Source organism: Pseudomonas sp. AP19 (genome assembly GCF_001728855.1).
GTDB lineage: Bacteria > Pseudomonadota > Gammaproteobacteria > Pseudomonadales > Pseudomonadaceae > Aquipseudomonas > Aquipseudomonas fluorescens.
Window position 1 is genome coordinate 21,105 of the sequence record NZ_LXJP01000008.1, and the last position, 23,173, is coordinate 44,277.

Sequence of the window (23,173 nt, forward strand, 5' to 3'; positions counted from 1 at the left end):
ACAGGCATGGAGTGCAGATGCCAGCTCTATACGTGATGATTCCAGCGGCGCTGCTGTTAGTCGGCGTGGCCATTTACATCTTCTTCTGGGCGGTGGACAGCGGCCAGTACGACGACCTCGACGGCCCGGCCCACAGCGTGCTGTTCGACGACCAGGACCCGAACCACCTGGCCGCCGTGGACGAAGCCAACGGGCCCGAGCAACCGCCCGCGCCAAAAGCCCCCCCCCATGCTTGAACTGGCACCGTTGCTGGTCTCCGCGCTGATCCTCGGCCTGCTCGGCGGCGGCCACTGCCTGGGCATGTGCGGCGGGCTGATGGGCGCGCTGACCCTGGCCATTCCAAAGGAGCAACGCAGCCGCCGCTTTCGCCTGCTGCTGGCGTACAACCTCGGCAGAGTGCTCAGCTACGCCACCGCCGGGTTATTGATTGGCCTGGCCGGCTGGGCGGTGGCCAACAGCCCGGCGGCGATGTTCTTGCGTGTGCTGGCCGGGTTGCTGCTGATCAGCATGGGCTTGTACCTGGCCGGCTGGTGGAGCGGCCTCACCCGTATCGAAAGCCTCGGGCGTGGTCTGTGGCGCTACCTGCAACCCGTCGCCAACCGTTTGCTGCCGGTGTCCAGCCTGCCGCGCGCTTTGCTGCTGGGCGCGCTATGGGGCTGGTTGCCGTGCGGGTTGGTCTACAGCACCCTGCTGTGGGCCGCGAGCCAGGGTAATGCGCTGGACAGTGCATGGCTGATGCTGGCTTTCGGGCTGGGCACTTGGCCGGTGTTGCTGGCCACCGGGCTGGCGGCCGAACGTGTCACGGCGTTGCTGCGCAAACGCAGCGTGCGTGTGGCCGGTGGTTTACTGGTGATGGTCTTCGGTATCTGGACGCTGCCCGGTCCGCATCAGCACTGGTTGATGGGCCACTAAACGCCCATGTGGCATAGCGCCGCTCCCCGTTGATACAAGTCAACATGCCATTGCGGCCATGCCCCTAGACTCGGTCCACTAGCCTATTCGGGGGACCGCCCGCATGCTCGACGCCATTCGTTGGGACACAGATCTGATTCACCGTTACGACTTGGCGGGGCCGCGCTACACGTCCTACCCCACCGCCGTACAATTCGACAGCCAGGTCGGCACCTTCGACCTGCTCCACGCCCTGCGCGACAGCCGCAAGGCCGTGCGCCCCTTGTCGCTGTATGTGCATGTGCCGTTCTGCGCGAACATTTGCTACTACTGCGCATGCAACAAGGTCATCACCAAGGACCGCGGCCGCGCCCAGGCCTATCTGCAACGCCTGGAGCAGGAAATCCAGTTGGTGGCCTGCCACCTCGACCCGAAACAGCCGGTGGAGCAGTTGCACTTTGGCGGCGGCACGCCGACGTTTCTCAGCCACGACGAACTGCGCCAGGTCATGACAAGCCTGCGCCAGCATTTCAATTTGCTCGATGATGACTCCGGTGATTACGGCATCGAGATTGACCCGCGTGAAGCCGACTGGGCGACCATGGGGTTGCTGCGTGAACTGGGCTTCAACCGCGTGAGCATCGGCCTGCAAGACCTCGACCCCGAGGTACAAAGGGCGGTCAACCGCTTGCAAAGTCTGGAAGAAACCCGCGCAGTGATTGATGCGGCACGCACCCTGCAGTTTCGCTCGATCAACGTCGACCTGATCTACGGCCTGCCCAAGCAGTCGCCGCTGAATTTTGCGCGTACCGTCGAAGAAGTGATCAACCTGCAACCGGATCGCCTGTCGGTATTCAACTATGCGCACCTGCCGGAGCGTTTTATGCCACAGCGGCGGATCAACGCCGACGACTTGCCCTCCCCGGCAGAAAAACTGCTGATGCTGCAAACCACCATCGAGCAGTTGACCCAGGCGGGCTATCGCTACATCGGCATGGACCACTTTGCCCTGCCCGATGACGAACTGGCCATCGCCCAGGAAGAAGGCAGGCTGCAACGCAATTTCCAGGGCTATACCACCCACGGGCATTGCGACTTGATTGGGTTGGGTGTCTCGGCAATCAGCCAGATCGGTGACCTGTACTGCCAGAACAGCAGCGACCTCAACCACTACCAGAGCGCGCTGGCCGGCGGGCAGCTGGCGACCAGCCGTGGCCTGGTCTGCACCACGGATGATCGCTTGCGGCGGGAGGTGATTCAGCAGTTGATCTGCAATTTCAGCCTGGGCTTCGAGCTGATCGAACAAGCGTTCAACATCGACTTTCGCGGTTATTTCGACGAGCTCTGGCCGCAGTTGGAGACGATGGCCGCAGACGGCCTGATTGAACTCGATGCCCAGGGCATTCGCGTACTGCCCGCCGGGCGTTTGTTAGTACGCTCGGTGTGCATGGTGTTCGATGCCTACCTGGAGCACCAGAACAGGCAACGGTTTTCGCGGGTGATCTAAGCGCCGCTACTTCATCGCCAGGCTCATGGCTTCCAACTGAGCGGCTGGCGGCTCGTTCTTCAGGGTTTTGCCCAACTGCGTCTGGGTCGTTACCAAGGCGGCTTGTAGGGTCGCCACATCGCCCTGCAATCTGGCCACCTTGGCCTGCTGTGCCTCGGGGCTCAGGGCGGTGTCAGACATGGCAGCCGAGAGTTCAGCCATTTTTTCGGCGAGCTGCTTTTTCAGTTCGCGGATCATTTTCAACAACTGCTTGACGCTATCGCTCAAGCTGCTGTTGTCGATATCGCTGTTGGGCGATTGCTCGGCCTTCGATGCGCCCATCCCCGCACCGGAAATGACCACCTTCACACCTTCGGTGGGCGTGGGTTGAACATTCTTGGCTTCGGTTGGCGCCTTGGTGGTGGCGTCTTTATCTTTTGCCGCATCGGCGGCCTTCCATACCGATACCGCTGCCACGTTGATATTCGGGTTCTGGATCGAACTGACTGACATGATCTGAGCTCCGGCTCATGGAGATACCTTCATGTATCGGCACTGATACATAATCCTTTATACCGTTGCTGCTTTTTTGTACAGACTGGCCTCACTCCCCTCAGTGCGTTACCCTTACGTCTTATGTGTGTTTTCTCACAAGGATTTAAGAAATGTCCGAGCCAGTCAAGCTGCGCGCTCACAGTCAGGCTCACTGCAAGGATTGCAGCCTGGCGCCCCTCTGCCTGCCACTTTCATTGAATTTGGAAGACATGGAAGCGCTGGACGAAATCGTTAAACGTGGTCGCCCGCTGAAAAAAGGCGAGTTCCTGTTTCGCCAAGGCGACAAATTCGATTCCGTTTATGCAGTACGTTCCGGAGCGTTGAAGACGTTCAGCCTGAGCGACGGCGGCGAAGAGCAGATCACCGGTTTCCACCTGCCCAGCGAACTGGTCGGGCTGTCCGGCATGGACACCGAGATTCACCCCGTGTCAGCCCAGGCACTGGAGACGACGTCGGTGTGCGAAATCCCCTTCGAACGCCTGGATGAATTGGCCCTGCAACTGCCGCAGTTGCGTCGCCAGTTGATGCGTGTGATGAGCCGAGAGATTCGTGACGATCAACAGATGATGTTGCTGCTGTCGAAAAAAACCGCCGACGAGCGTATCGCCACCTTCCTGGTCAACTTGTCGGCACGTTTCCGCGCCCGTGGGTTCTCGGCCAATCAGTTCCGCCTGAGCATGTCGCGCAATGAAATCGGCAATTACCTGGGCCTCGCGGTAGAAACCGTGTCCCGAGTGTTCACGCGTTTTCAGCAGAACGAATTGATTGCCGCCGAAGGCAAGGAAGTGCACATTCTCGACCCCATCCAGTTGTGCGCGCTGGCCGGTGGTTCGCTGGACGGTTGATGCAAAGGCTTGCGGCCGCGCCAATCGGCGAGGCCGCAGGTATACTTCGAGTCCGTTTTCAGCCCTCAGGACTCTTCGACGATGACCTTCGATTCGTTCGACATCAAATCCCTGATTCGCCCTGTCATCGATTTCCCCAAGCCTGGGGTGATATTTCGTGACATCACGCCCCTGTTCCAATCGCCCAGGGCCCTGCGCCTGGTGGCGGACAGCTTTGCCCAGCGTTATGTCGAGGCCGACTTTACCCACATCGGCGCGATGGATGCGCGCGGCTTTCTGATCGGTTCGATCATCGCCTACCAACTGAACAAACCGCTGATCCTGTTCCGCAAGCAGGGCAAGCTGCCGGCCGACGTGCTGGCCGAGGGTTACCAGACCGAATACGGCGAAGCCTTCCTCGAAGTGCACGCCGACAGCCTGTGTGAAGGCGACTCGGTGCTGATGTTCGATGACCTGATCGCCACCGGCGGTACCTTGATCGCTGCCGCCAACCTGGTGCGGCGCATGGGCGCGAAGATTTTTGAAGCGGCGGCGATCATTGATTTGCCCGAGCTGGGTGGCTCGCAGCGTTTGCAAGACATGGGCATTCCGACGTTTTGCCTGACCCAGTTTGCATTGACCGAACGTTAAGCATTGCCGGAACCAGCCTCATCGCTGGCAAGCCCGCTCCCCCATCCGAATGCGCTCACCTGTGGGGGCCGGGCCTGCCCGCGATGGAGCCCGTGAACCCCGTCACAACCCCATCTGCTTGCTGATGATTTCATTCATCACTTCGCGGGTGCCGCCGCCGATGGACAGGATGCGGTTGTCGCGATACAGCCGCTCCACCAGGCTGCCGCGCATGTAGCCTTGGCCGCCAAGGATCTGCACGGCGTCGTAAGTGACGCGATCGGCAGTGTCGGTGGCCAGGTTCTTGGCCATGGAAATTTCCTTGATCACACTCATGCCTGCGGCCATTTTTGCTGCCTGGCGATACGTGAATTCCCGCGACACTTCCACCGCCGTCGCCATCTCGGCCAGCCGATGCTTGAGCACCTGGAATTTGCCGATGGGTTTGCCAAAGGCTTCGCGCTGGGCGGCCCATTTGAGGCTTTCCTCCAGCGCCAGTTGCGCGGTCATATTGGCCATCAACGCCAGGGCCAGGCGCTCACTTTGGAAGTTGCCCATGATGCAGGCAAAGCCCATGTTCTCGACGCCGATCAGGTTGCCCACAGGCACGTGGCAATCGTCAAAGAACAACTCCGCCGTGTCCGACGCCCACCAACCCATTTTCTTCAACGGCTGACCGACCGTGAAGCCCGGCGTACCTTTTTCGATGAGCACTAAGCTGATACCGCCAAAGCCCGGCCCGCCTGTGCGGACGGCCACGGTGTAGAAGTCGGCACGGTTGCCGCTGGTGATAAAGGTTTTGCTGCCGCTCACCCGGTAATGCTCGCCATCACGGATCGCGCGGGTTTGCAGGTTGGCCACATCGGAGCCACCGCCAGGCTCGGTAACGGCCAGGGCGATGATCTTTTCGCCGGCCAACACCTGGGGCGCGACGCGGTCACGCACTTCGGGCCGCGCCCATTTGACGACGGGCGGCAGGCCGATATCCAGCGAACCCAGCCCTGCAACGACCCCACCGGAACCACAGCGCATCAACTCTTCGCTGGCAGCGACCTTGGCAAACAGATCACCTTCGTGACTGCCGCCCAGACTCTCCGCGTAACCGATACCCAGAATCCCCGCAACGCCGGCCTTGCGGTACAGCTCGCGAGGAAAGCTTTCCGCCTCCTCCCATTGCTCGATGCCCGGCAACATCTCGCGCTCGACAAAACGGCGCACGCTGTCGCGGACCAATTGGTGGCTGGGGTCGAAGTAGTCCTGATAGGCAGACATCGGTAAGCTCCACGCTGAGGTGGAACGAACTTACCAAGCGCTTGCTTGGTTATCAAGCGATCAAGCTCACACAAAACAGTGTGGGAGCGGGCTTGCTCGCGAATGCGCGGGTTCAGTCAATACATCTGCTGACTGAAACCCCACATTCGCGAGCACGCCCGCTCGCACATTTTGAACGGTGACTAGCGTTAAAGGGCGATCGGTTTGCGACCTGCAAACGAATGCGCCAACGTGCCGCCATCGACCAATTCCAGCTCACCCCCCAGCGGCACGCCGTGGGCGATACGCGACGTCACCAGCCCTTTGTTGCTCAACAGCTGGGCGATGTAATGCGCGGTCGCCTCACCTTCCACCGTTGGGTTGGTCGCCAGGATCACCTCGGTAAAGGTGCCCTGCTCTTGAATGCGTGCCACCAGTTGCGGAATGCCGATGGCTTCCGGCCCCAGGCCGTCCAACGGCGAGAGGTGCCCTTTAAGCACAAAGTAGCGCCCGCGATAGCCGGTCTGCTCTACCGCATACACATCCATCGGCCCCTCTACCACGCACAGCAACGTGTCGTCGCGGCGCGGGTCGGCACATTGCGGGCAGAGTTCTTCTTCGGTGAGGGTGCGGCACTGGCGGCAGTGGCCCACGCCGGTCATGGCCTGGCTCAAGGCCTGGGCCAAGCGCGTGCCGCCGCTGCGATCCCGCTCCAGCAGTTGCAGCGCCATACGCTGGGCGGTTTTCTGACCCACACCCGGCAAGGTACGCAGGGCGTCGATCAGTTGGCGAATCAGAGGGCTGAAGCTCATGGGGCAATGGTCCGACAAAACAACGAGACGCGGTTTATACCCGCGCCCCGGATTAGCGTCAAATGGTCAATCCTGTGCGACGCGCACCACCAACTTGCCGAAGTTGCGCCCCTCAAGCAAACCGATAAAGGCTTCAGGCGCCTGCTCCAGGCCCTCGACCACGTCTTCGCGGAACTTGATCTTGCCATCGCGCACCCACGGCGCCATGGCGCTGAGGAATTCAGGCTGGCGATCACCGTAGTCGTCGAACACGATAAAGCCCTGGATGCGCACGCGCTTGGTCAGCAAGGTGCGTTGCAGCGCCGGCAGACGGTCGGGACCGCTCGGCGCTTCATGGGCGTTGTAGCCGGCGATCAAGCCGCACAGGGGAATCCGCGCTTTGGGGTTGAGCAACGGCAGCACCGCATCGAACACCTTGCCGCCGACGTTTTCAAAGTAAATGTCCACGCCGTTGGCGCAGGCCAGGGCCAGCTCGTTGGCAAAATCGGCGCTCTTGTGATCGATGCACGCGTCAAAACCCAGCTCGTCCACCACGTAGCGGCATTTGTCCGCGCCACCGGCGATGCCCACCACTCGCAAGCCCTTGAGCTTGGCCACCTGGCCCACCACCGAACCGACGGCGCCGGAGGCAGCCGCCACCACCAGGGTTTCCCCCGCCTTGGGCTGCCCGATATCCATCAGCCCCATGTACGCAGTCATCCCCGGCATGCCCAGCACACCCAGCGCCATCGACGGGCTCGCCAGGCCCTTGGGCACCGGGATCAGGTTACGTCCGTCGGAAACGCTGTGGCTCTGCCAGCCGGTGGAGCCGACGACCAGGTCACCCACTTCGAATTTCGGGTTACGCGATTGCTCGATACGGCTGACAGCGCCACCGGTCATAACCTCGTCGATTTCAACCGGAGCCGCGTAGGAAGGTGCGTCACTCATGCGGCCGCGCATATAGGGATCGAGGGACAGGTACAGGGTTTTCAATAGCACCTGGCCGTCCGCCAACTCGGGCAAGGTCACGCGTTCCAAGCGGAAATTTTCCGGGGTCGGTGCGCCTTGAGGGCGCGAGACCAGCACGACGCGCTGGTTCAGAATCGGTTCTTCAGACATCAGGGAACTCCTTTATCGAATTCATCGGTATAGGGTGCAGACCCTGTAAGGCGCTTCAGGGTTCAGATTGAACGCAGTGCGTCCTCGTGGCATGACGTGACTGCCCAGCGGACGATTACCGCACAAACAAAAATGCCAGGCGCGATGCCTGGCATTTTTATTAAAGCAAAAGCTCACCGATCAGAACGGCAGCTTCATGCCCGGCGGCAGTTGCATGCCGGCGGTCACGCCAGACATTTTGTCCTGGCTGTTGGCTTCGATCTTGCGCACGGCGTCGTTGACGGCCGCCGCGAACAGCGCTTCAAGCATTTCCAGGTCATCTTCACTGGCACCGGGCAACACGCTTGGGTCAATGCTCACGCGCTTGATGTCGTGACGACCGGTCATCACCACGCTGACCATATCGCCACCGGCTTTACCGGTGACTTCGGCGTTGGCCAGTTCTTCCTGCATCTTGGCCATCTTTTCCTGCATCTGCTGCGCCTGCTTCATCAGGCCGGCCATGCCACCTTTCATCATGGGAATCACCTCAAAAGTACGTGGATCAATAAGTAGCCCGGTTTTATCACGCTTGGGGCACCGGGGCGTCGACAGGTTCAATAGTATCTTGGCGCACGACCGCACCAAACTGTTGCATCATTTGCTGGATGAGCGGATCACCGTGGATCGAGCTTTCCGCTTCTTGCTGACGGTTGATGCGTCGGCGTGTCGCGGCCTGGGCCGGGGTTTCCTGCTCGGGCTTGATCAGCTCGATGGTGATGGTCAGCGTGCGCTCATGGTACTGGTTCAGCGCATCGTTGAGCCGGCGTTGCTGGGTCGCGTTGAACAGCGCGCTGTGGGCCGGGTCCAGGTGCAACAGCCAATGGTCACCATCGATGGCGATCAAGGTGCAGTTGGCCGCGATGCTGCCGGTCATGCCGGAGATCGGCAATTTCGGGAACAGCTCCAGCCACTGCAAGGCCAGGCCGGTGGCCGGGGCCGCCGCCGGTTCCGCTTCGGGCTCGGGCGCCGGTTCGGCGGTGTGCTCGCTGGCCAGGTCATCCAGGTAGCTGTAGGCCGAATCCATGTCCGGCTCGATGTAGTCTTCGTCCAGTGGCGGTTCGTCGTCGAGGTCGATGCCCGGCGTCGCAGCGTCGACTTGGGCGACCGTCGGCTCGGGCACCGGCGCAGACACCCACTCGGGCGCGGCCGGCACAACACTGTCCGGTGTCGGTGCGGGCATCGGCGTCAGCTCGGGCTGCTCGCCGATTGTTTCCAGTACGGGCTCCACGGCAGGCTGCAGCTCGACGTCAGGCTCGGCGTCTATCGGATCGTTCCAGGGCAGGTCGACCACCGGGGCCGGTTCGGGCTCGGGCTCGGGCTCGATCACCGGCGCCGGCTGCGGCGCTGGCTCGGCCACGGGCGCGGCAACCACAGGCTCCGGTGCCGGAGCAACCGGCGCAGGTGCAGCAACCACTGGCGCGGCCACCGCTGCGCCAGCCACTGGTTTGGCGGAATCAACTGTGGCCTGGCTGATTCCCACTGGCTTTAGCGGCTGTCTCGGTGCATCTGCCGAGTCAGCGGGCCGGAAGGCCAGCATCCGCAGCAGGACCATTTCAAAGCCACCACGCGGGTCCGGCGCCAGGGGCAAATCCCTGCGGCCGATCAGGCCCATCTGGTAGTAAAACTGTACGTCTTCGGCCGGCAACGCCTGGGCCAGCGCCAACACGCGGTCGCGGTCGCCATGGCCGTTGTCGACACCTTCCGGCAACGCCTGGGCGATGGCGACACGGTGCAGCACGTTGAGGATTTCCGAGAGCACACCGTTCCAGTCCGGCCCTTGCTCCGACAAGTGGCGCACGGCTTCAAGCAATGCCTTGGCATCACCTTCGATCAGCGCGTGCAGCACGTCGAATACCTGGCCGTGGTCGAGGGTGCCGAGCATGGCGCGCACATCGGCGGCCATGACCTTGCCTTCACCGAAGGCGATGGCCTGGTCGGTGAGGCTCATGGCATCACGCATCGAACCATCGGCAGCACGGCCGAGCAGCCACAGTGCGTCGTCTTCGAACGGTACGTTCTCGACACCCAGCACGTGGGTCAAATGCTCGACCACACGCTCGGGGGTCATGTTTTTCAGGGAGAACTGCAGGCACCGCGACAGAATCGTTGCAGGAAGCTTCTGCGGGTCGGTGGTGGCCAGAATGAATTTGACGTAGGGCGGCGGCTCTTCCAGGGTTTTCAACAATGCGTTGAAGGAATGACTGGACAGCATGTGCACTTCGTCGATCAGGTAGACCTTGAAGCGGCCACGGCTCGGCGCGTACTGCACGTTGTCGAGCAATTCGCGGGTGTCTTCGACCTTGGTGCGGCTCGCGGCGTCGATCTCGATCAGGTCGACGAAACGCCCTTCGTCGATTTCGCGGCACACCGAACACGTGCCGCAAGGCGTCGACGTGATGCCGGTTTCGCAGTTCAGGCATTTGGCAATAATGCGCGCAATGGTGGTCTTGCCCACCCCGCGCGTACCGGTGAACAGGTAGGCATGGTGCAGCCGTTGGCTGTCCAAGGCATTGATCAGAGCCTTGAGCACATGGGTCTGGCCGACCATTTCGCGGAACGAGCGCGGACGCCATTTACGTGCAAGAACCTGATAACTCATCGAAAACCGTCGCAACTGGGAAGCGGAAGCCGGTAATGCTAGCGGAGCAAGGGGGAAATTGCATCCGGCACGCTCGCCTAATCTGACTAAGCTTGCCTGATGGGCCCCACGAAGGCCTCAACCCGGAGAGTGTATGCGCGTAATCCTGGGCGCTTTATGGATGATTTCCCTCACCAGCCTCGCGGCACCCGCGCCGTTGCGCTTCTCGATTTCCGACAGTTGGGCGATGCCCATGGCCGAAGTCGAACACCGCCGGCCCACTCAGGGCATTTTGTATGACTTGATGTTGAGCCTGGCCACCCAGGTCGGGCGCCCGGCCGAGTTCCACGTACTGGCACGGCCCCGCATCGCCGGTGCCATGGCGCACGGCGACATTGACGTGCGCTGCTATGTCGCCCGGGACTGGGTCGACAACCTGTCCGGCGACTACATCTGGAGCGTGCCCCTGATGGTGCAACGAAATGTGCTGGCGAGCAGCCCGGCAGCGCCACAACCGGTGCAGGTCAGTGAGCTGGCACCCCAGTCGATCGGCACCGTGCTTACCTACCACTACGCCACGCTCGACCCGCTGTTCGCCAGCGGCCGGCTGACCCGTGACGATTCGCGCAGCGAGGCGCTGGTGCTGCAAAAGCTGGTGGCCGGGCGCTATAAATACGCCGTCATCAATGAATGGGTGCTGGACCGATTCAACCTCAACCTGCCTGCCGACCAGCAGTTGCCCAAGGCCGCCGTGATCGACGAGCAAAGCCTGGGTTGCATCGTGCGCAATGACCCGAAAGTCCCGGTGCAACGGATCTTGCGCACACTGTTGCGGATGAAAATGTCGGGCGAGATCGATGACATCATCAAGCTGTACACCGGTGAAAATGCGCAACAGCTGCCGACTCCTGACAAGAACTGACAGGGCCCTCTCCTAAACTGGGCTGACTCAACCGCCCGTTCTCAAGGAGCCTGTATGAACACCGTCGCCCACTACTTTCTGCTGTACGTAGACAGCCCGGCCACCAGCGCCAACTTCTATAGCCGCCTGCTGGACAAGCCCCCGGTGGAGTTGAACCCGACGTTTGCCCTGTTCATCCTCGACACCGGTGTGAAGCTGGGGCTGTGGTCACGGCACACCGTAGAGCCGGCCGCCCGGATCACTGGCGGCGGCGGCGAGGTAGGCTTTTCCCTGCCCGACAATGCCGCGGTCGACGCCCTGCACGCTCAGTGGGTAGCGAGCGGCGCGACGATCATCCAGTCACCGACCACCCTGGACTTCGGTTACACCTTTGTCGCCCAGGACCTTGATGGCCACCGGCTGCGCGCGTTCAGCCTGAGCGACTGATCGCCAGCGGCCCTCCAGGCTGATGGCCGCGACGCTGGCCAGTACAATCACACCGCCCAGCACCACCTGCAGGGCAATGTGTTCGCCCAGCAGCGTCGCGGCCATCACCATGGCGACCGGCGGAATCAGGTACATCGCCAGCGAGGCGCGGCTGACGTCGATGTGTTTCAACACATACCCCCACGCCAGATACGCCAGGGCGCTCGGAAAGATCCCCAGCACCAGCACCGCGAGGTTTCCGGCAACGGCGCCTGCCCGACAGCATTGGCCAGGCCCGGCAGGTTCACACACAGCATCAGCGTGCCCGCCCACACCATGTAGCACGCCATGGTCAGTGGACTGTAGCGATGCGCGTAGTGTTTCTGGATGGCGAAGTACACGCTCCACGACACGGCCGCCAATAAAATCAGCAAACCGCGCGGGTCGATTTCGCCTAAGCCCTGATCGCCCCAGATCACCACCAGCACGCCGACCAACCCCAACAGCACGCAGCCCCAACGCCAGGCACTGACCCGCTCCTTCAAGGCAAAAAACGCGATCAGCACACTGAACAGCGGCGCCGACTGCGCGAGCACACTGGACGCCGCCGCCGTCACCCATTGCTGCCCATAGTTGAGGCTGGTGTGGTGCAGGAACACCCCGAAAAACCCCAGCACCAGCAGCCACGGCAGATCCTGCAAACGCGGGCGCGCGATGCCCACCAGCACGGCCACACCCGCCATGAATACCGACGCGATCAAGAACCGCAGCAACGCCAACTGACCGGGGCTGTAACTGTGCAGCCCCATGTGCACGCCAATCGGTGAATAGGCCCAACAGAGGATGACGCCAGCGATGACTAGCGTAATCTTTAAGGATGACGGGGTATTCATCGACGGCGTCCAGAAACTGAGAAGGAATACCGTCAGTCTTGGCCTGAGCAAGACGTAGGACAATTGACCGTTTCTGACTTCTGAAATCACTGGAACTGAGCAATGGAACTGGCCCAACTGAAAATGGTGCGAGCCGTGGCACAAACCGGCAGCGTGGCCCAGGCCGCTCTGCAATTGCACTGCGTGCCCTCCAACATCACCACGCGTATCAAGCAGTTGGAAGGCGAGTTGGGCACGCCGCTGTTTATTCGTGCGGGCCGTGGGCTGGCGATCAGTGCCGCCGGTGAAATCTTCCTGGACTACTGCGAGCGCATCCTGGCGTTGGTGGACGAGTCCAAACGCGCGGTGGATGCCAACGCCATTCCGCGCGGCACCTTGCGCATCGGCGCGGTAGAGTCCAGCGCCAGCGGGCGCCTGCCGCCGTTGCTGGCGGAATACCATCGCCGTTACCCGAACGTCACCCTTGAGCTGGTCACCGGCGCCTGGGCGCAACTGCTGGACGACCTGCAACACCATCGTCTCGACGTGGCGTTGGTCGCCTCCGGCGGCAAACGCGCCAAGCTCGAACGCTGCGTGGTCTACAGCGAGCGCCTGGTGCTGATTGCCAGCGCGTCCAGCGCGCCGATCAACAGTGCCGAAGACCTCGCGGGCCGCACGCTGCTGGTGTGGCCAACGGGTTGCCCGTATCGCGCCGCATTGGAGAACTGGATCAAACCCCATGACGTCAAGCCAAGCATCGCCAGCTATGCCAGCTGGGGCACGATCATCGGTTGTGTCAGCGCAGGCATTGGCGTGGCGCTGGCACCGGAAGGCATCCTGGCCCGCTATGAGCAGGCCAACCAGCTGACGTCCTACCGGTTTGAGGAGTTGCAGGCCGTGGACAACCTGCTGTTTTGGCACACTGACACACAGCGGCACCTGGCACGGGATGCGTTTGCCGAGCTGCTGCGCGAGGCTTTCGGCTAACCCAGGCGAGCTCGTTTACGCTATTCTCCGGCGAAATTAATTCAAAATGTAAGGGACTACCATGAATTACATCCGCCTATTGCTCGCGGCGGCCGCCCTGAGCCTGCCTGCCGCACTCGCCTCTGCCGCCCCCACGCCTGCGCCCGTTGAAGCCAGCGCACCGGCCGAAACCGCCGAGCACTTTCTCGCTTCACTCAAGCAAAAGACCGGCACGGTCACGCTGCCCAGTGGCATTGCAACCCTCAAGCTTAACGATGAGTTCTACTACCTCGACCCGGCCGACACCGAGCGCCTGCTGACCGATGGCTGGGGCAACCCGCCAGGCTTCAAGACCCTGGGCATGATCGTGCCGAAAGCTGTAAGCCCACTGTCGGAGCGCGGCTGGGGCGTGATCGTCAGTTATAAGGCAGACGGCCACGTGTCCGACGAAGACGCCGCGAAAATCGACTACGCCGAACTGCTCAAGCAAATGCAGGAAGACGACGACGCCGACAACAAGGAGCGCCAGAAACAAGGCTACGCCGGCCTGCACCTGTTGGGCTGGGCCGAGCCGCCGCACTACGACGACACTACCCACAAAATGTATTGGGCCCGCGAGCTGAAAGCCGACGACGCCCAGCAGACCACCCTCAACTACAGCATCCGCGTATTGGGTCGTGAAGGCGTTCTGGAACTCAATGCCGTCGCCGCCATGGTCGACCTGCCGACCATCAAGCAGGAAATGCCCAAAGTCCTGGCCTTTACCAACTTCACCGACGGCAACCTGTACACCGACTTCAACCCGAAGACCGACAAGCTTGCCACGTACGGCCTCGCGGCGTTGGTTGCCGGCGGGATCGCCGCCAAGGCCGGGCTGTTCGCCAAAATCGGCATATTCCTGCTGGCGGCGAAGAAGTTTCTGGTAATCGGCGTGGTGGCGTTGCTCGCCCTGCTCCGCAAGCTGTTCAACCGCAACAAAGCCTGAACCCCGCACATACAAACGCCGCAGTCTGCCTGGCAGGCTGCGGCGTAGCGGGTTAACTCAGGCTAGCGGTGGCATCGCTCAGCTTTTCGGCGCAGACACACGGCGGTATTGGTCCTGGCTGATCCAGCCAGTGAACGAGCGGCCTTTGGCATTGGTAAACTCAACCTTGGCCGACCCCTCCTTGTAGGCCAGCACGCCGACCACATCATTCTTGACGATGTACGGGCGCTTGGCAGCGTCGGCGCCCGGGGCTTTCAGCAGGTAAGCCTTGTCAGCAGACACCGTCACAAGGCCGATCCATTTTTTGTTGGCTGTTTGGGTCAACTCCAGGCCCGTCGCGATCTCCGGCATCAGCACGCTGATACAACCGGGATGCTGACGGCCCTGCTCCACCGTCAGGGTGACGCCGTCGGACGCGGCCACCACACTGCCAGGGTAAGCAGCATCGAGCCAGGTGGTCAGCGCTTCAGGCTTGCCTTGCAGATAGAACGTGCAACTGCGGGTCACGCCCTCGCCCAATGCTTCCGAGTAATAGCCTTCGACCTGATGCTCGGGCGTGACCGCCAGCATCAGCCCTTCGTATTGGCCCGAGTGCAATTCAGTCGCACCTGCCCATCCAGGCAAGACAGCGCACCACGACAACACGGCGATTGCTGAAAAACGGCTCATCTTATTTTTTCCCTTCCAGTGCGTCGTAGGCTTTTTTAATCAGCACGTCATAGTTGCCATAATCGTCGCCGTTATAGCCACGCGCCATACCAACATAATCCTTGTTTTTCATGGCCTTCATCAGTGAAGGGCTTTGGCTGCAAAACGACACGAAGGCTTTCAACTGGTTACCGGCATTAATCTTTAAGGCCGCGACGAACTCAAATACCGTCTTGTAACCGCACGACCCGAAGTTGAACCCCATCACCTGAAACATGCCCCAGGACGCCGACTTCAGCGCCGCCTCCTGGTCCAGGGCAAATGCAGTCGCCATGGTTTCCCACGCCTTGACCTGATCCTTGTTATTGACCTGCCATTGTGGCCCGGCCTTTTTCACATAGGGGTACGACAGCAACGGGTGCGCCTGGTCGTAGATCTTCTTGGTGTACTTGCGAAAATGATGCCCTTCAAACGCGATCACCGGCAATTTGGCCGGCCCGAAGCCAGAGCGTCCGCCGGACTCCACCGTGGCGAACGCCTTGATGATGTTCACCGAAATGCCGTTGCCCAGCTGGGTGGCGGCGTTCTGAAAGTCGGTATCGGTGAGCGTCATGCCGCCATCGCAGGTGGACTGCAGCATCAATTGCCGGTTACGCCGCTCGGCCTCGACCATCGCGCGCATGCGGTCCAGGTACACATTGACCGTGGCTTGCACCGCATCGCCGCTGTTATTGCCGAAAACATTGAGAAAGCTCGGGATTCGCATCGTCGGATACGCCTTCACCGGCACCTTCACCGCTTCTTCGATCAAACTGTTGAAGGTCCGACCGGTAGGGTCGATCACGCCATCGGGGTGCGCGTACTTGAGATGACGGAACTGATACTGACTGATGCACTGCACCAACTGGCCGTCGCACTTGCCATTTTCAGCCAGTGCAAAACCCATCTTGGGAATGATCAAATTGAATAAATACTGGATGCACTGAACATCGGCGGGCAAGTTACTCGCTTTACCGGGCGCACCGACCGAAGCACTGATGAGACGGGGCAACCCTTGCAGGCTTTTCATCACAGACATCCTTGTTAGTTAATGAAGTGATGGCACTTCAGCATCAAGCCAGCACACTTTTCAAACCTTGAAACGAGCGGCTGGCGGAAACTAACAAGTTGGTTTTGGGTTGTCCAGTGGGCGCTCTGAACATTGTGAGGCAGCCATCGTGTGCGGCTATTTTTTCCTTTCAAGCGCCTCAAACGCTGTTTGGATTCGCTTGTCGTAGTCGCCGTAGTCCGCACCGTTGTAACGGGCGGCCATGCCCACATAGTCCTTATTCTTGATCGCCTTGACCAAGGCCGGGTTTTTACTGCAAAAACCGACGAAGGCCTTTAATTGACAGCCAGCGTTGGTTTTCATCGCCGTCACGAAGTCGAACACGGTCGTGTAACCGCAGGCGGCAAAGTTGAAGCCCATGATTTGAAACATGCCCCAGGACGTCGACATCAACGCCGCTGCAGGGTCCAGCCTATACGCAGCGACCAGCGTCGCCCAAGCCGTCGTCTGGTTCTTGTTATTGGCACGCCATTGCGGGCCAGCCTTTTCCACGTAAGGGTATGACAACAAGGGGTGACTCCTGTCGTACTTCCGCTCGGTGTATTTGCGAAAGAGGTGCCCTTCGTAAGCAATCACCGGCATTTTGGCCGGGCCAAACCCGGAGCGCCCGCCCGACTCCACCGTGGCGAACGCCTTGATGATATTCACCGAAACAGCGTTGCCCAGCGCAGTGGCGGCACGCTGAAAATCGCTATCGGTAAGGGTCACTGCCCCGTCGCAAGCAGGCTCGGTCAGCCATGGCTGCCGGTCTGGCTCGGCGGCCTGAGTCTCAGGGCTGGCCTTGCGCGCATCCGCGACCAGGCGGTTGAACGTCCGGCCTTGCGGGTCAATCACTGCGTCGGGCTTGGAGACGTTGAGACAGTTTGACTGGTATTCGCTGATGCGCTGAACCAACAGGGCACCGCACTTACCGTCGACCACCAAGTGCGAACCGGATGTGGGTGTAATCAGATTGAACAGACGCTGAATGCATTCAACGTCAGCCGGCACATTACGTGCCTTGCCTGGGGTGCCGACGGAAGCACTGATAGAGCTGGGTAAACCTTGAAGGTTGGTCATGGCAATCATCCTTATCGATCAAAGGAGTGCCATCACTTCTTCACTACTCCAGCACGGGGTCGCTTGCATGATTGAAGCTAGCAGGCGGCCTGGCGTTGTCCAGCCGCGAGATAAACAGTGGTGAAAAACTCAAGGTTGTTCACAACCCAACAGCTTTGCCACCCTTTCGCCTCACAGTAACCAGGTATTTTTCGAGAGGTGTTACCTCGCACACGCTTCATTAAATAAGCGCATTCAGCCACCTATTGAACTACTGTTTCTTGCGCAAGCTGCCCCCTTTCAAATATTCAAGGATTGAAATGAAAGCCTCCCTGCTCATCCTGTCGGTGCTGGTTCTGCTATCCGGCTGCGCCTTCACGTCGAGACCTGCCAACCCGGCCCTGTCGCGCCCTTCGGTTGCTGAAACCAACTCGCTCATATTCGCGGGCAAAACGTTTGTCCTGAAATACCAGACTGACGGCCAGATTCCACTCAAGGAATACTTCCTGCCGGAGGAAAGCGTTGATGCCTGGAGTGACATGGCGGATTTTCGCGTCGCGCCGCCACTCCTGAACGATCTGGAGCCGGTAGACCTCGCCAACCGCGCCGCCCTGCTTCATCAACAAGATTACCCACAGATGACGGTGCAACTGAATACGGATGAAAAAACCGGGGTCACGACCCTGATGCTGTTTTACCCTTCCTCCCTGCGCAAGGACGGGCGGTTCTCCGAATTCAGCATCTTCAAGTTCTACAAGGACAGCGCCACGGGGCAGAACATCACCTTTCACTTCGCCCGCAACATACCGGTAGCGACGCCTGAAGCAGAGCGCGACCTGGAAAAAAACCTGCGGAAGTTGCAGCAGGAAGTGCTGCCGGCGATGGCCAGGTTCCCGCTTTACCGGCCGTAATGCTGTCGAGCGCGCAGCAGAAATCGATTCGCAGGCAGTGATTGCCGGCAAAACATCTATAAATTGGGATTTTTTTGAGCGTCAGGAAGAGCGTTATGGAGGCAACCCCACCAGCCACACCCCGGCACACAATGTTCCCGCTGTGGCTGCTGCCTTCCGGCTCTGACCAGGTTCACGGGTAATCGTTGCGGGGGGACCGATGGGGTCACCATAACGACGCTGGCCTCTCGGCAAGCCGCGCCATTGTACCGATCTCATCGGAAGTTACAACCGTTGATGCCGGATTAAAATATGAAGGGGCTCAAGCACTTGCCATAACCTTCAGCGTCACCCCATCACCTGCGGGAGGAGGCTGGCTCCCGGAAGCAGTCTGCCGGCCAGTCAGGCCAGTGCCTGATCCACGCCGTCAGCAGTCAGCCCCTCGCACATTTTGATCATTGCGCCTTCAGCACCTCATCGGCCCTACCGCCCTCTTCCTGGATCACCAGGTGAATGAAGTGCAGCTTGGCGATCACAGCCGGCGGCAATACAAACGGATAAAAGTCCGGCTGGCCCATGCTGCGCGACAGTTCGTTGAGCATGCCGGCCAGTTCGATCCAGGCGTTGACGAACGACAGGAAGGCCGGGCCGCCAGGGTGGTCGGGGTCGTAGAGCGTGGTGAGCGGGAACGGTTGATAATCGAGGTCCATCTCGCGGGCGCTCATGCCAAAGCCCAGCGCGGTGTCGACGGCGTCCATCATGTGCAGGTAATGGGCCCAGGTCTCGGCCCAGTCTTCCCAAGGGTGCATGGTGGCGTAGGCACTCACGCAGGTCTGCTGCCAGTCGGGACGCGGGCCGTTCTGGTAATGCTGGTCGAGTGCCTCGGCATAACTGGCGCGCTCGTCGCCGAACAGGCTGCGAAACGCTGCAAGCCAGTGGCTGTTGGCGATCAGTCGATCCCAGTAGTAATGACCGACTTCATGGCGAAAATGGCCGAGCAAGGTGCGGTACGGTTCACGCATCTGCACGCGGATTTTTTCGCGGTGGGCGTCGTCGGCCTCCTTGATGTCGAGGGTGATCAGACCGTTGGCATGGCCGGTGGTGGGCGCGTTGCCTTCCAGGTCAATGCCGACGAAGTCGAAGGCCAGGCCGGTGTCTTCGTCAACGCTTTTTGGCACCACTTGCAGGCCCAGGCTGATCAGTTGCGCCACCAGTCGGCGCTTGGCGGTTTCCACCTTGCGCCAGCGTTCGGGGTTTTCCGGTACGGACAGGTCAGGAATGGTGCGGTTCAGACTGCACGCCACACACAGCGGTGCAGTGCTATGGGCCGCAATCAGCCAGTTGCAGGCGGCCGCAGTGTCGAGGTTGGCGCAGCGACGGAAGGCACCGGCGTCGAGGTTATCGTCCTGCAGCCAGGTGTCGGCGACGGGCCCGGGCTGTAGAGACGACAACCGACTCTGTTGCGGTTGGTAGCCCAGCAACGCGTGACAGGCCAGGCACTGGCTGTTGCGAAAGAACAACGCCTGGCCGCAGCGGCATTGCCACACCTTGCTGTTGCGCGAGGATCCGGCCATGAACGGTGCGGCGATGCGCGAACTGAGTTGCTCGAAGTAGCGGAACATGGCGATCTCTCCCTGGGTGCTTGCCAATACTAGAGCATCGCCAGGCAGAGATCGTTCAGTCCGAATCAGACCGTTATGTTGTGCTTGGCCAGGAACGCGACAAACGCCTCCTCATCCAGCACTTTCAGGCCCAGTTCGCTGGCCTTGGCCAGTTTCGAACCGGCGCCCGGCCCAGCCACCACGCAGTGCGTTTTCGCCGACACTGAACCGGCCACCTTGGCGCCGAGGCTTTCGAGCTTGTCCTTGGCCACATCGCGGCTCATCAGCTCCAGGGAGCCGGTGAGCACCCAGGTATGCCCCGCCTCCGGCAACCCTTCGACCACCTTCTTCTCGCTCTGCCAATGCATGCCAAAGTCCTTGAGCTGCTGCTCGATGGCCAGGGCGTGCTCAGCATTGGCGGGGTTATCGAAAAACTCGCGCACAGCCTTGGCCTGTTTCTCCGGCAGCGCCTGGCGCATATCCAGCCAGTCGGCCTTGATCACACCTTCCAGGGAGCCGAACTTGTCCGCGAGTTTCTGGGCGGCACCGGGGCCAACGCTGGGTACGTGCAACTTGTCGAGCAAGCCGCCCAGGGTGGTGCTGGCGGCGAACTCGGCGCTCAGGTCGCCCTGATCTTGCAATTGCAGCGCGCATTCGTCCGGTGACAACAGGGCGCCGATCACGTCCTGGTTATGGCGGTCTTCGAAGAAGCTGTGAATCTCGTGCGCCACTTCCAGGCCTACGTCCGGCAAGTACGTCAGCACTTCCGGCAATGCCTTCTGCACCCGCTCCAGAGACGCCAGCGAGCGCGCCAGCACCTTGGCGGTCTCCTCGCCGACGTCCGGAATACCCAGCGCATAGATAAAGCGCGCCAGGGTCGGGGTCTTGCTGTTTTCGATGGCAGTGATCAGCTTCTTGCTGGAAATATCGGCAAAGCCTTCCAGGTCGATGATCTGCTCGTACTTGAGCGTGTAGAGATCAGCCGGCGAACCGATGAGCTTTTCATCCACCAGTTGCTCAATGGTCTTGTCGCCCAGGCCGTCGATGTCCATGGCGCGGCGCGAAACGAAATGGATAATCGCCTGCTTGAGCTGCGCACCACAGGCCAGGCGCCCGACGCAGCGGTACACCGCGCCTTCGCTGACGGTTTCCTTGCCCTTGCTGCGCTTGACCAATTGCGTGCGCTCCACGTGGGAACCGCACACCGGGCAGCTCTCGGGAATCTGCACCGCGCGGGCGTGTTCCGGGCGCCGCTCGGGCACCACGGAAACGACTTGCGGGATCACATCACCGGCACGGCGGATGATCACGGTATCGCCGATCATCAGGCCCAGGCGCGCGACTTCATCCATGTTGTGCAAGGTGGCGTTGGATACGGTCACACCGGCAACCTTGACCGGCTTCAACCGCGCCACAGGTGTCACGGCGCCGGTGCGGCCGACCTGGAACTCCACGTCGAGCAACTCGGTAAGCTCTTCCATGGCCGGGAATTTATGCGCGATCGCCCAACGTGGCTCACGGGCACGGAAGCCCAGTTCACGCTGCGAGGCGATACTGTTGACCTTGAACACCACGCCGTCGATTTCATAACCCAGGCTGTTACGCCGCTCGCCGATATCGCGGTAGTAGTCCAGGCATTCCTGGATGCCTTTGGCCAACTTCAACTCGTGGCTGATCGGCATGCCCCACTTCTGCAACTGCTTCAAGTTGCCGATATGGGTGTCGCTGATATCTGCGGTCACTTGGCCAATGCCATAGCAGCAAAACTCCAGCGGGCGACTGGCGGTAATCTTCGAATCCAACTGGCGCAGGCTCCCGGCTGCGGCATTACGCGGGTTGGCGAAAGTCTTGCCACCGACTTCCAGCTGCGAGGCGTTCAGCCGCTCGAAACCGGCTTTGGACATGAACACTTCACCGCGCACTTCCAGGGTGGCGGGCCAGCCCGTGCCCTGTAGCTTCAGCGGGATATTGCGCACGGTGCGCACGTTGATGCTGATGTCTTCGCCCGTGGTGCCATCACCCCGGGTAGCACCGCGCACCAGTTCACCTTCTTGATACAACAGGCTGACCGCCAGGCCATCCAGCTTGGGTTCGCAGCTGTACTCCACCGCCGCGCCACCGCCAAACAGATCGCCCACCGGCAGGTCGAGGCCTTCGGTGACCCGGCGATCAAACTCGAGCATGGTGGTTTCATCAAAGGCGTTGCCCAGGCTGAGCATCGGAATCTCGTGGCGTACCTGGGTGAACGCCGACAACGCCGCACTGCCGACCCGCTGCGTCGGTGAGTCGCGCGTTACCAGGTCCGGGTGCTCGGCCTCAAGGGCCTTGAGCTCATGGAACAACCGGTCGTACTCGGCGTCCGGAATGCTCGGCTCGTCGAGGACGTGGTAACGGTAATTGTGCTGATCCAGTTCAGCGCGCAGTTCGAGAATGCGGGTGTGGGCGGCGGTCATGGGTGTTCTCTCATAAAGCAAAAGAGCAGCCGAAGCTGCTCAATATGTTAGTGCACGGATTCTACAGACAACGCTTAAGATCGAACCTCAGCGTTTCTGTGTCAGGGCGCGACGCTCGAACTCGACGATACGCTGACGGTAGTGTTCGATGGTTTGGGCGGTGAGGACGCTGCGTTGGTCGTCCTTGAGCTCGCCGTTGAGTTCCTGGGACAGTTTGCGGGCGGCGGCCACCATCACGTCGAACGCTTGTTTCGGGTGACGCGGGCCTGGCAAACCGAGGAAGAAACTCACCGCCGGGGTGCTGAACAGGTCGATATCGTCCAGGTCGAAGGTGCCCGGCTTGACCGCGTTAGCCATCGAGAACAACACTTCGCCGTTACCGGCCATGCTTTCATGACGGTGGAAAATATCCATCTCGCCAAAGCGCAGGCCGCTTTCGAGGATGTTCTGCAACAGCGCCGGGCCTTTGAAGCCGGCGGCGTCGCGGCAGATCACGCTGATCACCAGGACTTCTTCGGCGGCCGGCTGATCGTTTACCGATTGGCGTGGCGCGCTTTTGGTTGGGGTCTCGTCAGGGAAATCGTCATCGCGGCTGCTGAAGCTCGGGCCTTCATCGACGTCGAGGTTCAGGTCGCCCTGATGCGGCTCGGCCACCGGCGCAGTGCCGCGCTTGCCACGCTTGGAGGACGGCTCACGGGCTTCACGCATTGGCGCGCTCATCGATGGCAAGTCGTGTTCGTCCAGCTGCGGCTCTTTATGGGTGTCCAGCACACGGGGCGGCCCCAGCAGCTCGGCGCTGCCGTCGTCGTCGGGCAAGTTGGACAGGTTACGGTCCAGACGGAATTTGAGCTTGCCCTTGCCACCGCGCATACGGCGCCAGCCATCAAAAAGAATACCGGCAATGACAATAATGCCGATGACGATCAGCCACTCGCGCAGACCGATTTCCATGTAATCCCGTGCCTCTAATAAAAAATGCTGAAAAATAAGGGGTTTAGCACCGTGCAAACCGCTTTAAAACGTGGCGCCAACTCTATGTTCTGACTGACGTTTTGCCCACGTATACGAAAAATTGACATTAAACTAGCACGACCCAAGATAACTTTACACCGTCT

Annotated in this window: 22 protein-coding genes, 1 other RNA gene and 1 pseudogene; 10 read left to right on the forward strand and 14 right to left on the reverse strand. The window is 60.7% G+C overall.

Translation table 11 applies throughout. From position 1 onward, the window contains the following. Positions 1 to 17 precede the first annotated feature (17 nt). The 3 genes from ccoS (at position 18) to hemN (ending at position 2,398) form a co-directional block, all read left to right on the forward strand. The gene (gene ccoS, locus A7D21_RS08465) at positions 18 to 236 is read left to right on the forward strand and encodes a cbb3-type cytochrome oxidase assembly protein CcoS (protein WP_069551470.1); all 219 of its coding nucleotides are present in this window, start codon (positions 18 to 20) and stop codon (positions 234 to 236) included. Next, the gene (locus A7D21_RS08470; protein ID WP_069551471.1) at positions 229 to 912 is read left to right on the forward strand and encodes a sulfite exporter TauE/SafE family protein; all 684 of its coding nucleotides are present in this window, start codon (positions 229 to 231) and stop codon (positions 910 to 912) included. Before ccoS ends, A7D21_RS08470 begins: the two co-directional genes overlap by 8 nt. 103 nt (positions 913 to 1,015) lie before the next feature. Further along, on the forward strand, positions 1,016 to 2,398 hold the full coding sequence (hemN, locus tag A7D21_RS08475; protein ID WP_069551472.1) for an oxygen-independent coproporphyrinogen III oxidase: 1,383 nt from the start codon (positions 1,016 to 1,018) through the stop codon (positions 2,396 to 2,398). A 6-nt stretch (positions 2,399 to 2,404) separates the two neighbouring features. Here hemN and A7D21_RS08480 read toward each other — a convergent pair whose 3' ends face one another. Next, complete coding sequence (locus A7D21_RS08480) at positions 2,405 to 2,890, reverse strand: hypothetical protein (protein WP_069551473.1); 486 nt, start codon at positions 2,888 to 2,890, stop codon at positions 2,405 to 2,407. Between the two features lie 152 nt (positions 2,891 to 3,042). Between A7D21_RS08480 and fnr the strand changes: the two genes are divergently transcribed. Next, complete coding sequence (fnr, locus tag A7D21_RS08485) at positions 3,043 to 3,777, forward strand: fumarate/nitrate reduction transcriptional regulator Fnr (RefSeq protein WP_003219044.1); 735 nt, start codon at positions 3,043 to 3,045, stop codon at positions 3,775 to 3,777. An 81-nt stretch (positions 3,778 to 3,858) separates the two neighbouring features. Continuing rightward, entirely contained in the window at positions 3,859 to 4,407 is a 549-nt protein-coding gene (locus tag A7D21_RS08490; protein ID WP_053257435.1) for an adenine phosphoribosyltransferase, read from the forward strand. A gap of 102 nt (positions 4,408 to 4,509) precedes the next feature. On the opposite strand, the gene A7D21_RS08495 is transcribed toward A7D21_RS08490, so the two are convergent. From A7D21_RS08495 to dnaX, 5 genes are all read right to left on the reverse strand, one after another. Then, entirely contained in the window at positions 4,510 to 5,658 is a 1,149-nt protein-coding gene (locus tag A7D21_RS08495) for an acyl-CoA dehydrogenase family protein (RefSeq protein WP_069551474.1), read from the reverse strand. A 188-nt stretch (positions 5,659 to 5,846) separates the two neighbouring features. After that, on the reverse strand, positions 5,847 to 6,449 hold the full coding sequence (gene recR, locus A7D21_RS08500; protein WP_053257437.1) for a recombination mediator RecR: 603 nt from the start codon (positions 6,447 to 6,449) through the stop codon (positions 5,847 to 5,849). Positions 6,450 to 6,515: 66 nt separating this feature from the next. Next, positions 6,516 to 7,550 (reverse strand): NADP-dependent oxidoreductase, encoded by a 1,035-nt coding sequence (locus A7D21_RS08505; protein ID WP_053257438.1) that lies wholly within the window; start codon positions 7,548 to 7,550, stop codon positions 6,516 to 6,518. A 180-nt stretch (positions 7,551 to 7,730) separates the two neighbouring features. Then, a complete protein-coding gene (locus A7D21_RS08510; protein WP_010563853.1) occupies positions 7,731 to 8,069 on the reverse strand; it encodes a YbaB/EbfC family nucleoid-associated protein in 339 nt (112 codons plus the stop codon). Between the two features lie 46 nt (positions 8,070 to 8,115). Further along, positions 8,116 to 10,191, reverse strand: coding sequence for a DNA polymerase III subunit gamma/tau (gene dnaX, locus A7D21_RS08515; RefSeq protein WP_053257439.1), 2,076 nt, complete (start codon positions 10,189 to 10,191; stop codon positions 8,116 to 8,118). A gap of 133 nt (positions 10,192 to 10,324) precedes the next feature. Between dnaX and A7D21_RS08520 the strand changes: the two genes are divergently transcribed. Further along, complete coding sequence (locus A7D21_RS08520) at positions 10,325 to 11,092, forward strand: ABC transporter substrate-binding protein (protein ID WP_069551475.1); 768 nt, start codon at positions 10,325 to 10,327, stop codon at positions 11,090 to 11,092. 54 nt (positions 11,093 to 11,146) lie between these two features. After that, complete coding sequence (locus A7D21_RS08525; RefSeq protein WP_053257441.1) at positions 11,147 to 11,518, forward strand: VOC family protein; 372 nt, start codon at positions 11,147 to 11,149, stop codon at positions 11,516 to 11,518. On the opposite strand, the pseudogene A7D21_RS08530 reads toward A7D21_RS08525, so the two are convergent. Next, positions 11,432 to 12,390, reverse strand: a pseudogene (locus A7D21_RS08530) (DMT family transporter). The gene A7D21_RS08525 and the pseudogene A7D21_RS08530 overlap by 87 nt on opposite strands. Positions 12,391 to 12,492: 102 nt before the next feature. On the opposite strand from A7D21_RS08530, the gene A7D21_RS08535 reads away from it, so the two are divergent. After that, positions 12,493 to 13,356 carry a LysR family transcriptional regulator gene (locus A7D21_RS08535; RefSeq protein ID WP_053257443.1) on the forward strand — a complete coding sequence of 288 codons (864 nt, stop codon included), beginning with the start codon at positions 12,493 to 12,495 and terminating at the stop codon, positions 13,354 to 13,356. A gap of 61 nt (positions 13,357 to 13,417) precedes the next feature. After that, the gene (locus tag A7D21_RS08540; protein ID WP_053257444.1) at positions 13,418 to 14,320 is read left to right on the forward strand and encodes a DUF2167 domain-containing protein; all 903 of its coding nucleotides are present in this window, start codon (positions 13,418 to 13,420) and stop codon (positions 14,318 to 14,320) included. A gap of 78 nt (positions 14,321 to 14,398) precedes the next feature. Here the strand turns inward: A7D21_RS08540 and A7D21_RS08545 are convergent, their stop codons facing one another. The 3 genes from A7D21_RS08545 to A7D21_RS08555 all read right to left on the reverse strand — a co-directional run bounded on the left by A7D21_RS08545 (position 14,399) and on the right by A7D21_RS08555 (position 17,135). Beyond that, on the reverse strand, positions 14,399 to 14,989 hold the full coding sequence (locus A7D21_RS08545; protein WP_053257445.1) for a hypothetical protein: 591 nt from the start codon (positions 14,987 to 14,989) through the stop codon (positions 14,399 to 14,401). 1 nt (position 14,990) lies between these two features. Then, on the reverse strand, positions 14,991 to 16,037 hold the full coding sequence (locus A7D21_RS08550; RefSeq protein ID WP_069551476.1) for an N-acetylmuramidase family protein: 1,047 nt from the start codon (positions 16,035 to 16,037) through the stop codon (positions 14,991 to 14,993). Positions 16,038 to 16,193: 156 nt separating this feature from the next. Then, a complete protein-coding gene (locus tag A7D21_RS08555; RefSeq protein WP_069551477.1) occupies positions 16,194 to 17,135 on the reverse strand; it encodes an N-acetylmuramidase family protein in 942 nt (313 codons plus the stop codon). A 299-nt stretch (positions 17,136 to 17,434) separates the two neighbouring features. Here A7D21_RS08555 and A7D21_RS08560 point away from each other — a divergent pair, with 299 nt between their 5' ends. After that, complete coding sequence (locus A7D21_RS08560) at positions 17,435 to 18,025, forward strand: hypothetical protein (RefSeq protein WP_053257448.1); 591 nt, start codon at positions 17,435 to 17,437, stop codon at positions 18,023 to 18,025. Between the two features lie 105 nt (positions 18,026 to 18,130). Here A7D21_RS08560 and ffs read toward each other — a convergent pair. The 4 genes from ffs to zipA all read right to left on the reverse strand — a co-directional run bounded on the left by ffs (position 18,131) and on the right by zipA (position 23,009). After that, positions 18,131 to 18,227: signal recognition particle sRNA small type (ffs, locus tag A7D21_RS08565), an RNA gene on the reverse strand. 232 nt (positions 18,228 to 18,459) lie between these two features. After that, on the reverse strand, positions 18,460 to 19,626 hold the full coding sequence (locus tag A7D21_RS08570) for a putative zinc-binding metallopeptidase (RefSeq protein WP_069551478.1): 1,167 nt from the start codon (positions 19,624 to 19,626) through the stop codon (positions 18,460 to 18,462). 65 nt (positions 19,627 to 19,691) lie between these two features. After that, on the reverse strand, positions 19,692 to 22,058 hold the full coding sequence (gene ligA, locus A7D21_RS08575) for an NAD-dependent DNA ligase LigA (protein WP_053257450.1): 2,367 nt from the start codon (positions 22,056 to 22,058) through the stop codon (positions 19,692 to 19,694). 87 nt (positions 22,059 to 22,145) lie between these two features. Next, positions 22,146 to 23,009 carry a cell division protein ZipA gene (gene zipA / locus A7D21_RS08580; RefSeq protein WP_053257451.1) on the reverse strand — a complete coding sequence of 288 codons (864 nt, stop codon included), beginning with the start codon at positions 23,007 to 23,009 and terminating at the stop codon, positions 22,146 to 22,148. Between the last annotated feature and the right edge of the window lie 164 nt (positions 23,010 to 23,173).

Bases quoted from the DNA above. Each gene is read 5' to 3' on its own strand.
- ccoS (WP_069551470.1), top strand. From the start codon at position 18: ATGCCAGCTCTATACGTGATGATTCCAGCGGCGCTGCTGTTAGTCGGC.
- A7D21_RS08470 (WP_069551471.1), top strand. From the start codon at position 229: ATGCTTGAACTGGCACCGTTGCTGGTCTCCGCGCTGATCCTCGGCCTG.
- hemN (WP_069551472.1), top strand. From the start codon at position 1,016: ATGCTCGACGCCATTCGTTGGGACACAGATCTGATTCACCGTTACGAC.
- A7D21_RS08480 (WP_069551473.1), bottom strand. From the start codon at position 2,890: ATGTCAGTCAGTTCGATCCAGAACCCGAATATCAACGTGGCAGCGGTA.
- fnr (WP_003219044.1), top strand. From the start codon at position 3,043: ATGTCCGAGCCAGTCAAGCTGCGCGCTCACAGTCAGGCTCACTGCAAG.
- A7D21_RS08490 (WP_053257435.1), top strand. From the start codon at position 3,859: ATGACCTTCGATTCGTTCGACATCAAATCCCTGATTCGCCCTGTCATC.
- A7D21_RS08495 (WP_069551474.1), bottom strand. From the start codon at position 5,658: ATGTCTGCCTATCAGGACTACTTCGACCCCAGCCACCAATTGGTCCGC.
- recR (WP_053257437.1), bottom strand. From the start codon at position 6,449: ATGAGCTTCAGCCCTCTGATTCGCCAACTGATCGACGCCCTGCGTACC.
- A7D21_RS08505 (WP_053257438.1), bottom strand. From the start codon at position 7,550: ATGTCTGAAGAACCGATTCTGAACCAGCGCGTCGTGCTGGTCTCGCGC.
- A7D21_RS08510 (WP_010563853.1), bottom strand. From the start codon at position 8,069: ATGATGAAAGGTGGCATGGCCGGCCTGATGAAGCAGGCGCAGCAGATG.
- dnaX (WP_053257439.1), bottom strand. From the start codon at position 10,191: ATGAGTTATCAGGTTCTTGCACGTAAATGGCGTCCGCGCTCGTTCCGC.
- A7D21_RS08520 (WP_069551475.1), top strand. From the start codon at position 10,325: ATGCGCGTAATCCTGGGCGCTTTATGGATGATTTCCCTCACCAGCCTC.
- A7D21_RS08525 (WP_053257441.1), top strand. From the start codon at position 11,147: ATGAACACCGTCGCCCACTACTTTCTGCTGTACGTAGACAGCCCGGCC.
- A7D21_RS08535 (WP_053257443.1), top strand. From the start codon at position 12,493: ATGGAACTGGCCCAACTGAAAATGGTGCGAGCCGTGGCACAAACCGGC.
- A7D21_RS08540 (WP_053257444.1), top strand. From the start codon at position 13,418: ATGAATTACATCCGCCTATTGCTCGCGGCGGCCGCCCTGAGCCTGCCT.
- A7D21_RS08545 (WP_053257445.1), bottom strand. From the start codon at position 14,989: ATGAGCCGTTTTTCAGCAATCGCCGTGTTGTCGTGGTGCGCTGTCTTG.
- A7D21_RS08550 (WP_069551476.1), bottom strand. From the start codon at position 16,037: ATGAAAAGCCTGCAAGGGTTGCCCCGTCTCATCAGTGCTTCGGTCGGT.
- A7D21_RS08555 (WP_069551477.1), bottom strand. From the start codon at position 17,135: ATGACCAACCTTCAAGGTTTACCCAGCTCTATCAGTGCTTCCGTCGGC.
- A7D21_RS08560 (WP_053257448.1), top strand. From the start codon at position 17,435: ATGAAAGCCTCCCTGCTCATCCTGTCGGTGCTGGTTCTGCTATCCGGC.
- A7D21_RS08570 (WP_069551478.1), bottom strand. From the start codon at position 19,626: ATGTTCCGCTACTTCGAGCAACTCAGTTCGCGCATCGCCGCACCGTTC.
- ligA (WP_053257450.1), bottom strand. From the start codon at position 22,058: ATGACCGCCGCCCACACCCGCATTCTCGAACTGCGCGCTGAACTGGAT.
- zipA (WP_053257451.1), bottom strand. From the start codon at position 23,009: ATGGAAATCGGTCTGCGCGAGTGGCTGATCGTCATCGGCATTATTGTC.